This is a genomic window from Streptomyces olindensis, from assembly GCF_040645895.1.
Classification (GTDB): domain Bacteria; phylum Actinomycetota; class Actinomycetes; order Streptomycetales; family Streptomycetaceae; genus Streptomyces; species Streptomyces olindensis.
In genome coordinates this window covers 242538-254126 of sequence record NZ_JBEYZD010000001.1, presented here as the reverse complement: position 1 = coordinate 254126, position 11589 = coordinate 242538, and the positions used below count along the sequence as shown (strand labels likewise).

The 11589-nt window shown below is 73.6% G+C and carries 9 protein-coding genes; 1 reads left to right on the top strand and 8 read right to left on the bottom strand.

The features are described 5' to 3' along the window. Positions 1-122: 122 nt before the first annotated feature. From ABZ948_RS01140 to ABZ948_RS01105, 8 genes are all read right to left on the bottom strand, one after another. On the bottom strand, positions 123-1673 hold the full coding sequence (locus ABZ948_RS01140; RefSeq protein WP_359756106.1) for an MFS transporter: 1551 nt from the start codon (positions 1671-1673) through the stop codon (positions 123-125). A gap of 130 nt (positions 1674-1803) precedes the next feature. Beyond that, on the bottom strand, positions 1804-4143 hold the full coding sequence (locus ABZ948_RS01135; protein ID WP_359756105.1) for an FAD-dependent oxidoreductase: 2340 nt from the start codon (positions 4141-4143) through the stop codon (positions 1804-1806). A 61-nt stretch (positions 4144-4204) separates the two neighbouring features. After that, positions 4205-5020 carry an SAM-dependent methyltransferase gene (locus ABZ948_RS01130; protein WP_359756104.1) on the bottom strand — a complete coding sequence of 272 codons (816 nt, stop codon included), beginning with the start codon at positions 5018-5020 and terminating at the stop codon, positions 4205-4207. A 44-nt stretch (positions 5021-5064) separates the two neighbouring features. Further along, positions 5065-5505, bottom strand: coding sequence for a lipocalin-like domain-containing protein (locus tag ABZ948_RS01125; protein WP_359756103.1), 441 nt, complete (start codon positions 5503-5505; stop codon positions 5065-5067). Then, complete coding sequence (locus ABZ948_RS01120; protein WP_359756101.1) at positions 5502-6563, bottom strand: aldo/keto reductase; 1062 nt, start codon at positions 6561-6563, stop codon at positions 5502-5504. Before ABZ948_RS01120 ends, ABZ948_RS01125 begins: the two co-directional genes overlap by 4 nt. After that, positions 6551-7348: a thioesterase II family protein gene (locus ABZ948_RS01115; protein ID WP_359756100.1), complete on the bottom strand. Its 798-nt coding sequence runs from the start codon at positions 7346-7348 to the stop codon at positions 6551-6553. The genes ABZ948_RS01120 and ABZ948_RS01115 overlap by 13 nt, the downstream gene beginning before the upstream one ends. Before the next feature lie 38 nt (positions 7349-7386). After that, a complete protein-coding gene (locus tag ABZ948_RS01110; protein ID WP_359756098.1) occupies positions 7387-10143 on the bottom strand; it encodes a type I polyketide synthase in 2757 nt (918 codons plus the stop codon). Next, entirely contained in the window at positions 10140-10475 is a 336-nt protein-coding gene (locus ABZ948_RS01105; protein ID WP_359756097.1) for an acyl carrier protein, read from the bottom strand. Before ABZ948_RS01105 ends, ABZ948_RS01110 begins: the two co-directional genes overlap by 4 nt. 178 nt (positions 10476-10653) lie before the next feature. On the opposite strand from ABZ948_RS01105, the gene ABZ948_RS01100 reads away from it, so the two are divergent. Further along, complete coding sequence (locus tag ABZ948_RS01100) at positions 10654-11541, top strand: LysR family transcriptional regulator (RefSeq protein ID WP_359756095.1); 888 nt, start codon at positions 10654-10656, stop codon at positions 11539-11541. Positions 11542-11589 lie beyond the last annotated feature (48 nt).

The following is an 11589-nucleotide window of genomic DNA, read 5'->3' as shown; positions in this document are numbered from 1 at the left end:
CCAGGCCGAGGGAGTAGCCGGCCGCCGCCTCCAGGTCGCCCCCGCCGAGCCGGGCCACGGCCGCGCGCAGCAGGTTCTCGGTCGAGCCGACTGCGCACTGGCGTGCAGGAGTTCTTTGGTGATCACCGGGCGTCGGCCGCGAGTTCCGAGTGCTCCGGTTCCTCCTCGTGCGCGGCGGGATTCACCCGGCGCAGCAGGTAGGTCGCCCCCAGGGCCATGGCGAGCATCAGGGGCGCGGCCACCCAGGCGTTGGCCTGCAGGCCCTGGGCGAAGGCCGCGCGGGCCGCGTCCGCCAGGCGCTCGCCGGCCTCGCCCGGCAGTCGCGCCGCGGCCTCCAGCGCGGCGGCGAGCGTGTCGTCCGCGCCGGCGGGCACACCGTCGGGATACGTGTCGGACATGCTGTTCCGGTACACGGCGGCGCTGAGGCTTCCCACCAGGGCGATCCCCAGCGCGCCGCCGAACTCGTTGGCGGTCTCCGAGATCGCGGAGGCCTGTCCGGCCTGTTCGGGCGGCGCGGCGCCGACGATGAGGTCGACGCCGAGGGCGGAGACCGGGGTGAGGCCCGCGAACATCAGGACCGAGGCGGCGATCACCAGGCCCGGGCCGGAATCCGCAGTGACGCCCCAGAGCAGGACGAAGCCGACGGCCGCCACGACCATGCCGGCGGCGAAGACGTAGGCCGGCCGGATCCTGCGCACGATGCCGGCGGCGGCCAGTGCGGTGACCATGCCCGAGAGCACGGCGGGCAGGATCCACAGCCCGGCCTGGAGCGGCGAGAGCCCCACCACGCTCTGCAGGAACTGCGCGATGAGGAACTGAACGCCCATCAGGAACATGATGGTCACGAGCAGCGTGGTCAGCGACGCGCTGAACGCGCGGACGGTGAACAGCCGCATCTCCAGCAGGGGGTGGGTCAGCGTGCGCTGGCGCCGGACGAAGACGTAGCCCACGGCCACACCCACCAGGACGGTCGCGCCGGGAAGGGGGGCCGGGCCGTGCTTCGCGATCTCCTTCACGCCGTAGATCACGGCCAGTACGGCGACGAACGACAAGGCCGAGCTCAGCAGGTCGACGCGGGCGCCGTGCGGATCGCGGTGCTCCGGCAGCAGGACGGGGCCGAGTCCGAGCAGCAACAGCATCACCGGCACGGCGAGCAGGAAGACCGAGCCCCACCAGAAGAACTCCAGGAGCACCCCGCCGACCACCGGGCCGAGGGCCCCGCCCAGCATGAAGCTCGTCGACCAGATGGTGACGGCGGTCGTGCGCTGTGCGGGCAGCGGAAACATGTTGCGGATCAGCGACAGGGTCGAGGGGGCCAGGCAGGCTCCCGCCACGCCGAGGGCGGCACGGGTCACGATCAGCATCTCGGGGGTCTCGGCGTAGGCCGTGAGGACGGAGGCGATGCCGAAGGCGGCGGCCCCCAGCATCAGCAGCAGCCGTCGTCCCACGCGTTCGCCCAGCGTGCCCATCGTGATGAGGAAACCGGCGACGGCGAAGCCGTAGATGTCGGTGATCCAGAGCAACTGCGAGCTGCTGGGGTCCAGATCGGCGCTGATCTGGGGCACGGCGAGGTGCAGCAGCGTGAGATCCATCGTGACGAGCATGGAGGGAAGCGCCAGCACGGCCAGGCCGATCCACTCCCGTCTCGTAGCGCGTAACGAGCTGTCGCGCATCAGCGACTCTTCCTCTCCCTGCGGGCTCAGCCGGACGTGGGCCGGCCGGCGGGCTTCTCGGTGGTGCGGGCGGCGCGCGGTGCGGCGGTGCCCCCGACCGGGTCTGACACCCGGTCAGGGGCACCGGTGGTCAGGCCGCCGCGCGCCGGGCGATCACGAACCTCGGGTGTCCATTCTGGTCGGTGTGGCTGGTGACGGAATCGAATCCGGCCTCTTCGACGATCTCGATCACCGCGTCGGCGAGGGCGTCGTGGTGCTCCACCGCCAGCACTCCGCCTTCCTTGAGCAGCCGCGCCGCGGTCGCGGCCACCGAGCGCATCGCGTCCAGTCCGTCCCAGCCGGAGCGAACGGCCGTCGCGGGCTGGTACACCGACATCTCCGGGACGATCTGGAGGCGGTCGGGGTAGTTCGGCGGGACGGCGGTGACCAGGTCGGCGCCACCGTGGAGAGCGGCGAGCAGGCCGGGGTCGGCGATGTCGCCCTCGACGAAGTCGATCTCGGCCTTGACCTGGGACCGCAGCGTCTCGCCGTTCTGCTTGGCCCACCGCAGGGCGTCGGCGGAGTTGTCGACCCCTGTGACGACGGCGTCGGGGCGCTGCGCCCCGACGGCGAGGGCGACGGCCCCGGAACCGGTGCACAGGTCGACGACCCGGGGGCGGGTGGCCTCGCACCGGGCGAGGGCCTCGGTCACCAGGGTCTCGGTGCGCGGCTGCGGGACGAAGACACCGGCGCCGACCTCGAGTTCCAGGTCGAACAGCCGGGCCCGGCCGAGCAGATACTCCAGTGGTTCCCGCTGTGCCCGCCGTGCCACGAGCGACCGGAACCGCTCGGAGTCCTCGGTGGTCACCGGCGTCGCGGCGCCGGTTTCCGGGGAGAAGCCGGTCAGTGCGTGAGCGGCCAGGGCCAGGGCGTCGGCGCGCGGGGCCGGGACCCGTGCCGCGGTGAGGAGTTCGGCGGCCTCGTCCACCAGGTCGCCGGCGGTGGGGCTGGTGTCCGCCGGCTTGCCGAACCGGGCGCGGCAGTTGTCGTAGTAGGTCCGCAGCCACGTCACGAGCTGTGGTTCCAGCCGCGCGGCGGCGAGCAGGTCGGGCTGCGGGGTGAAGTCCGCGTCGAGTTCCCTCGCCCACTCGGCGTAGATGGGCTTGAGGCCGACGTCCAGGAACTCCTGCCAGTCGGTGGGCACCCGCCAGTGCTGCTCGTAGCCGGTGGCCAGGGTGTGCTCGACGGTGGTGTCGACGACGGACTCCCGGGAGACGCCCTGGAGGGGGGCCCGTTCGGGGGCGAACGGTTCCAGATCGAGGGCGGGCTCCTCGCCGAGCAGCCGGCGGGCGAACTCCTTGGCGAGCACGGGCGAGAGGAACAGGCCGTCCCGGTAGGTGCCGGTCATCATCCACAGGCCGCTGAGCGGGGTCTCGCCGAGGAGCGGGAATCCGTCGAGGGAAATGGGCCGGTTGCCCACGTTGACCCGGACGACGGTGCTCGTCCACAGGTTGCGGCGGATCTGGCGGTGGGAGCATTCGAGGAGGAACAGGATGTCGCGCATCACCGGGTCGGCCAGCGGCCGGGGGCTGATGATGTTGGTCGCGCCCACATAGACCTGGCCCGCGCTGCGCGGGACGATGTGCAGACCGCAGGCGAACGCGCGGTTGGGGGTGCGGATCACCGACTGGGGCTGGGTGCCGTCCTCGGTGGTGACCAGGGCGGAGACCCCGTATCCGGCGACGAGCCGCGGGATGCAGTCACCGAGACCGGGAACGGAGTCGACCATGTCCTGTGTGCCGACTCCGCCGGCGAGCAGGACCTGCCCCGCGGTGAGCGTCTGGCCGTCCTCCAGTACGACGCCGCGCACCTGGTCGCCGTCGCTGATCACGGACGCGGCGTGGCCGTCCACCAGGGTGACGCCGAGGTCCCGGGCGGTCCGCTCCAGCCTGAGCAGCAGCCGGCCGGAGTCCACGGCGTGTTCCCCGGGGATGTGCAGGGCCTGCAGGGGGCGGGAGTTGGGGTCGGGGTCGAGCCAGTCGAGGTCCTTCGGGTCGACCGTCTCGTAGGGCTCGTCGTGCTTCTCGAGCGTCGCGCGGATGGCTTGGAAGTTGTCGGTGTCGATGCTGCCGGTGCCGACGCTGTTGAGGAGCACCGTGGTGCCGGTCGCGGTGAGGAGGTCACGGCCGTCGGACACACCGCCCGAGATGCTCTCCAGCCACTGCGGCCAGACGTCCTTGGCGAGCAGGTCCAGCTCGAACTTGGCCTGTCCGTACGCGTTGTCGAGCAGGGCGGTGGTCACCTCGCCGAAGCAGCCGAGCATGGCGCCGGCCGCGGTCGAGGCCGCGTACGGACGGTGGGCCCGGCCGATGAGCGCGACCGAGGCTCCGCGGCGGGCCAGTTCGACGGCGGCGGACGAGCCGAGGGCGCCGTTGCCGACGACGATGACGTCGAAGCCGGTTTCGCTGCCCTGTTGCGGGTTGTGGGGCATCGGGGCGAACTCCTTGTGGGACGTGAGCTGTTGAAGACGGGGTCGGAAGGGCTGCGGTCGGTCAGGGCTTGACGCCCACGGCGACCACTCCGGTGTGGCTCATGGGGTGTTCGGTTTCCGTGTCGGGGTCGGGACGCCAGTCGGCCATGGCCGTCAGGCCGGGTTCGAGCAGGGTGAAGCCGTCGAGGAAGCGGCCGGTCTCGTCGGGCCCGCGGTTCTGCAGGGAGGAGCCGAACGTGCGGTAGACCCCCTTGATCGCATCGGGGCCGGAGCCGGTGTCCGGCTTGATGTAGGCGTGGGACACGATCAGGTGGCTGCCCGGCGCGAGGGCGTCGCGCAGCTGAGCGACCTTCCCCCACGGGTCGTCCTTGTCCTCGATGAAGTGCAGGACGGCGACGAGCAGGAGCGCCACCGGCTGGTCCAGGTCGATGACGGCACCCACCTCGGGGTCGGTGAGGATGTCGTGCGGCTTCAGGAAGTCGCCTTGTACGGCGACCGTTCCGGGGGTGTCCCGCAGCAGCGCGCGGTTGTGCGCCACGCCGGCCGGGTCGAGTTCGACGTAGGCCACGCGCGCGTCGGGGACGACGCGCCGGGCGACGTCGTGGACGTTCCCGTCGCCGGGGGCGAGGTAGCCGCATCCGATGTCGAGGAACTGGGTGACGCCACGCTCGGCGGCGTGCCGCACGGCTCGCCGCAGGAACGCCCGGTTGGCGGCCACGGCGACGTCGAGGCCGGGGAGCGCCGCCATCGCGGCCGCGGCGGCCTGCCGGTCGGCGTCCCGGCTCTGCTCCCCTCCCGCGTAGAAGTCGTACATGCCGGCGACGCTCGGGGCCTGCGCGGCCGCGTCGGTCGAGTGCCGGTCGGAAGACCGTTCCATGTCATGCCTCCATAGGTGTGCGGACGAGGTCGTTCCGCGTCCGGTCAGAGCACGTCGGGGCCGCCGGTCCGCTGCCAGACCAGGACCCGCCGGTCCGGGCTGGACAGGGCCTGGCCGGTGAGCGTGAGCAGGTCGCCGTCCAGCTCCAGCCGCCGGACCTGGCCGGTCCCGAGCCACTCGGTCCGGCCGGCGACCGTGAGGGTGTGCACGACGCGGTCCCCGTCGAGGTGCCAGGTCCCGGCGTAGCTGAGGTACTGCGGAGGGCCGTCGGCGGGCATCATGTGGACGGCCACGTGGCCTCCGTCGCTGTAGAAGAGCAGCCCCTCGGGGTGCTCCCCGAGCGGGCCGGGGCTGACGGAGCCGTCGGGGGCGAGGGTGTGGAAGGACACCAGCCGCCACACGCCGACGAGGCGCGCGGCGCGGTCCCGGTCCTCGTCCGGCCCGGCGGACGCGGAGCGCCGCGACGCCGGTGGGGGCGCGGTCACGGGACCGGCAGGGCGGGCGGGCCGACCCGGTCGGCGTCCCCGCCGAGCACGGCTCCGCGCGCGCTGAGCGCGATCTCGTGCGGCGAACCGAGCGGTGGGGCGCTGACGGCGTCCAGCCGGCGGAGGTGTTCGGCGTCGAGTTCCAGGGACAGCGCGGCGAGGTAGTCGTCGAGCTGGGCGACGCTGCGCGGTCCGATGACCGGCACCTGAGCGGCGTTCGTCCGGCGGGCCCGGGCGTGCAGCCAGGCGACCGCGACCCGGGCCGGCGGCGCGCCCGCCTCCTTGGCGACGGCGAGCAGCTCGTCGAGCACGGCGGTGCGGTGGCCGTCCGACTCGGTGCGCAGGACGCGGCCCTGCCAGTCGGTGAGCCGCCCCTCGGGGCTGTGCCGGTACTTGCCGGTCAGCAGCCCGCCGCCGAGCGGTCCCCACAGCGCCACTCCGAGCCCCAGGGCCTCGGCCATGGGGAGCAGTTCCCGGTCGGCGGTGCGTTCGACGAGGCTGTACTCGGTCTGGATGCCGACCACCGGGCTCCGGCCGGACAGCTCCTTGAGGGTGACGGCCCGCGCGACGCGCCAGGCGGGGAAGTTCGACAGGCCCCCGTAACGGATCTTCCCGGCGCGTACCAGGTCGTCCAGTGCGGCGACGATCTCGTCCACGGGGGTGAGCGTGTCGGGGAAGTGGACCCAGTACAGGTCCACGTGGTCGGTGCGCAGCCGGCGCAGGCTGCCCTCCAGTGAACGGATCATGGCGCCGCGGGAGTTGCCGGTCGTCTGCGGGCCGCGGTCGTCCGCGCTCAGGCCGTACGAGTACTTCGTGGCCAGGACGAAGTGGTCCCGCCGGGCGGTGAGGAACTCCCCGAGGAGGGTCTCCGCCTGGCCGTCCTGGTAGCAGTCGGCCGTGTCGATGAAGGTGCCGCCGGCGTCCGCGAACCGCTCGAAGACGGCGCGGGCCTCCTTCTCCTCCGCGCCTCCTCCCCAGGAGGTGCCGAAGTTGACGGTGCCGAGAGCGCAGGCGGACACTCTCAGGCCGCAGCGCCGGCCGAAGGTCAGGTGGCGCATCGCTCGGTCGCTCCCGTCTGTGCGGTGGTGGCCAGGGACCGGGCCGTTGCACGGATGACGTCCAGGAGGGGCTCGGCGTCGGAGCGGAAGTAGAAGTGGCCCCCGGGCAGGACGCGTCGGTCCCGGACGCGGCCGAGCTGCTCGCTCCAGCCGTCCAGGCCGAGCCGGGCGCTCTCCTCGGCCCCGCACAGGAGGGTCGCCGGGACGGTCAGGGGCGGTCCGGGCCGGTGCTGGTACGCCTCCAGGACGCTCATGTCCGAGCGCAGTGTGCGCAGCACCATGCGGCGCAGCCCCGGGTCGGTGCGGGCCTGCTCGGACAGCGGTCCCCAGCGCTCCTCGACCGCCGCGAGCAGGTCGTCGTCGGACAGGTCCGTCAGGGGCGTGCGCCCCTCGCGGCCGGTGCCGAGGAGGTGCGGGGGCGGGCAGGAGGAGAGGAGGAGGTGGTCCGGGCCCGGGCGGCCCGCGCGGTGCAGGGCCCGGGCGGTCTCGTAGGCCAGCAGGGCGCCGAAGCTGTGCCCGAGGAACACGCTCGGGCTCCGGAAGTCGGCCTGGGAGGTCAGGTCGTCGACGAGCGGTTCGAGCCGGTCGTAGGGGGTTTCGGCGAAGCGTGAGGACCGGCCGGGGAGCTGAACGCCCCACACGCGCAGCCCGGGCAGGTCGTCGGCCCACATCAGGTACTCGCCGACCGATCCGCCGGCGTGGGCGAAGACGTAGAGGTTCGGCACCGTTTCGGGACGTTCCCGGCGGCTGATCAGCCAGCGTGGCGCCGGGTTTCTCTCGGGCATGGGACACCTCGGGGTGTGTGGCGTGCGGTTCGGGGGGCTCATGCGGTGAGGAGGGCTTCGATGGTGGAGGCGAGTGCCGCGGGCTCGGGGGCCTCGAAGACCGACAGGACGTCGATGTCCACCGGGAACACCTCCCGGATCCGCTCGACGAGCCGGGCCGCGACGAGGGAGTCGCCGCCGAGGTCGAAGAAATCGTCCGAGGCGTTCACCTCGGCGAACCCGAGGATCTCGGCGTACAGGCCGAGAAGGGTCGGCAGCACCTCGGGGCGGCCGGTGTCCTGTGGGTCGGGGGGCGTCGGGGGGTTCGGAGCGGCGTCGGCGGCCGCGGTGTCCTCGGCCGTGGGCCGCCCGGCGGGTTCGACCAGGAAACGCTCACGTTCGTACGGGTACGCCGGCAGCGGTACCCGCCTGCGGAACCGTCCGCCGTGCACGTGGTGCCAGCGCACCGCCGCTCCGGTCAGCCACAGCCGTCCGAGGGTGTCGAGTTCGGCGGCGGTGTCGGCGGCGGTGGTGTCGTCGGCCGCGGGCGGGGGCGCGGGGAGCAGCAGGTGGTCGTCGGTGCGTTCGGGGCGGGTGGCGGCCAGGGTGAGCAGCCGCCGGTGCCCGGACGCCTCCAGCAGGATCCGCGGGGCTCCGCCCAGCAGGTGTGCCAGTGCGCGGCCGATGAGGGTCTCGTCCTCGCAGAGCGCGGCGCGCGCCCAGTGGCCGGGGTCGGTGACCTCCCCGTCGGTGAGGGCGCGGCCGAGGGCGGCCGACACGACGGGCACCTTCGGCGGCCGCAGGCCGGCGGCGAACGCGGCGGTGAGGGAGGCCTCGGAGGCGAGCGCCACGCCCGGCGCCGGTGCCGTCGTGCCGAGGAGGATGCCGACGGCGTCGGTGACGGGCAGGGCCTTGGCCACGGCGGCGGCGACCAGGGTGCCCGGGCCGGTGCCCAGGACGGTGCCGGGCCGTATGCCGCGCTGGATCCATGTCATGGCCCGGGCGTACTCGTGGGCGAAGGACGCCACGAGGGCGGTCGTCGAGCCGTTGTCGGCAGCGGGGCGCAGGACGTCCTCGTGGGCGTCAGCGCTCAGGCCGGCCGCGGCCCGGCAGGCGTCCACCGCCTCGCGGTAGCCGGGCTCGGCCGCGTAGCGCTCGGGCGACGGCCGCAGCCCGGCGGCTCCGGAGAACAGGAAGGCGATCGGGGGCGGCTCGGGCGGGGCGGAAGAGGTGACCAGGCCCGGGGTGTCCGGGTCCGCGAGGATCGCCGCGGCGTGGTCCGCGTCGCGCACCACGGCGTAGGCACGGCAGGGACGTTCGCGGCGTCCGGTCTGCAAGGTCCAGGCGGTGTCGGCCAGTTCGGCGTCGGACGGGGTGGTCTCGGCGGCCGTGGCACGCAGCCGGCCGGCCAGCCCGCGGGCCGTCGCGGTCAGAGCCGTCGGGGTGTCGGCGGAGAGCACCAGGAGGTGCGCGCGGCTCACGGGGGGCTCGCCGGGGGACTGCGGTGGCGCCTCCTCCAGGACGACGTGGGCGTTGGTGCCGCCGATGCCGAACGCGCTGACCGCGGCCCGCCGCGGCCCGCCGGACGCCGGCCAGGGGGTGAGGCGCGCGGCGACGCGGAACGGGCTGGCGTCGAAGTCGAACTGCGGGTTGGGCTTGTCGAAGTGCAGGCTCGGCGGTACCTGGCGGTGCTGCAGTGCGAGGACCGTCTTGATGAGCCCAGCGGCCCCGGCGGCGGCGTCGGTGTGCCCGATGTTGGTCTTGACCGAGCCGATCAAGCAGTAGCCGGTGCGGTCGGTGTCGCGGCGGAACGCCTGGGTGAGGGCGGTCAGCTCGATGGGGTCTCCCAGCGGGGTGGCGGTGCCGTGGGCCTCGACGTATCCGATGCTCTCCGCGTCGACCCCCGCGGCGAGCTGGGCCTCGCGGATGACCGCGGCCTGGCCGGAGACGCCGGGTGCCGTGTAGCCGATGCGCTCGGCCCCGTCGTTGTTGACCGCGGTGCCGCGCACGACGGCGAGGACGCGGTCGCCGTCGGCCCGCGCGTCCGCCAGTCTCTTCAGGACGACCACGCCGACGCCGTCGCCGCCGATCGTGCCGTCCGCGTCGGCGTCGAAGGCGCGGCACTCGCCCCGGGCGGAGATGATGCCGCCGGGCGTGTACTGGCTCTCCTTGGCGGGGACGTGCACGGCCGCGGCTCCCGCGAGCGCGACGTCGCACTCCCCCGCGAGCAGGGCCCGGGCCGCCATGTGCACGGCGACCAGCGAGGTGGAGCAGGCGGTCTGGACGGTGACCGCCGGGCCGGTGAGGCCGAGCTTGTAGGCGACGCGGGAGACGAGGTAGTCGGGAGCGGAACCGAGGAGGATCTCCCAGTCGGTGACGGCGGGAAGCTCGGCGCGGCGTTCGCGCAGCGTCTGCGCGTAGCCGATGTCGGTGCCCCCGCCGAAGACGCCGAAGACGTGGCGGCTGCGGGCGGGATCCTGGCCGGCGCTGTCCAGGGCCTCGCTCGCGCACTCCAGGAAGAGGCGGTGCTGCGGGCTGATGAGCCGGGCTTCCCTGGGGGTGTAGCCGAAGTGGCGTGCGTCGAACCACTCGGGGTCCTTGAGCAGGCCGCGCGCGGGCGTGTACTGCTCGGTCGTGCCGTCGGCGCGGGCTCCGGGCACGGGCTCGGGGGCGCGACGGGTGATGGACTCGACTCCGTCGGCCAGGTTCCGCCAGAACGCCTCGGGGCTGTCGGCGCCGGGGAATCGGCAGGCCATGCCGATGATCGCGATGTGCCGGCCGGTTCCCCGCGTGGGGTCGTCGCTGTCGTGGATCACCAGTCCTCGTCCTCCTCAGCGTGCCGGGAGGCCCGCGCGAACGGCTCGGCTGTCCCTCGCCGGCGCCCCGCCTCGACGCGGGCGAGCCGACCGCCGGGCGCGGGGCCCGTTCCGGCGGCACCGGCGGGCCGGGCGGGAGCGGCGAGGTGGGCGGCCAGGGCGCGGACCGTGGGGTACTGGAACAGGTCGACCAGGGGCACTTCGCGGCCGAGGCGGGCCCGCAGCCCTTCCTGGACGGCGTGGAGCAGCACGGAATGCCCGCCCAGGTCGAAGAAATTGTCCGAGGGGTTCACCTCGGGCAGTGACAACACCTCGCACCACAGCTCGGTCACGACCTGTACGGGGTCGTCTCCGGCCGCGGGGTAACGGGCATCATGCCTATGCGAGTTCATGCGGCCCTCACGCCTCCCTGACCTGCTGGTGTGTGCTGTCGTCCGGCATGGTCATCGTGGTCGCGCGGCTTCCGGCCGGTCCAATAACGTGATCGACTGCCGCTCAGAAGGGATGGTTATGGAGCTGCGCCAGCTGGAGTACTTCCTCGCGGTGGTGGAGGAGCGGAGTTTCACCAGGGCCGCCGAGCGTCTGCATGTCGCGCAGCCCGGCGTGAGTTCCCAGATACGCCGTATGGAGCGGGAGTTGGGGCAGCAGCTGCTGGACCGCTCCGGGCCCGAGGTGCGGCCGACCCAGGCGGGGGCGACGTTCCTGCCGTATGCCAGGGCGGCGCTGGACGCGGTGTCGGGGGGCCGGCTGGCGCTGGACGAACTGGCCGGGCTCGTGCGCGGCAGTCTCTCCGTCGGCATCGTCACGTCCTGCTCGTCGGTTCCCGTGACCGACCTGCTGGCGGACTTCCACCGCGGCTACCCGGAGGTGGAGATACGCCTGGTGGAGGCGCCCTCCGACCAGCTCGCGGCCGGGTTGCACGCGGGGGACCTGGACGTGGCGTTGATCGGCGTGGCCACGAAGCCGCCGGAGGGTCTGCACCACCGGCTCGTGGTGGACGAGCCGGCCGTGGCCGGGATGGCGCCGGAGGACGCCCTGGCGGCGCGCGGGGCCGTGTCGCTGGCGGAGCTGTGCGAGCGGCCGCTGCTCTGTCTGCCGCGCGGCACCGGTCTGCGGACCATGCTGGAGGAGGCGTGTGAGAGCGCCGGCATCCCGCTGCGGGTCACCATGGAGGTCGGGGACCCGCAGCGGCTCGTGGAACTCGCCGAGCGCGGACTGGGGGCGGCGGTCCTGCCCGCCCCGTTCGTCCGGCGGCAGGGGAGCCGGATCCGTGGCGTGGAGATCTCGGCACCGGGCCTGCGGGCGCGCATCGCCCTGGCCTGGTCGGCCGAGCGTGCCATGAGTCCGGCGGGCCAGGCGTTCATCGATCTGGCCGGTGCGGTTCTCGTACCCGTGTGAGGGCCGTGGGCACGCCCGTCCGGGGCCGGTACCGGTCCCTGCCGGTGG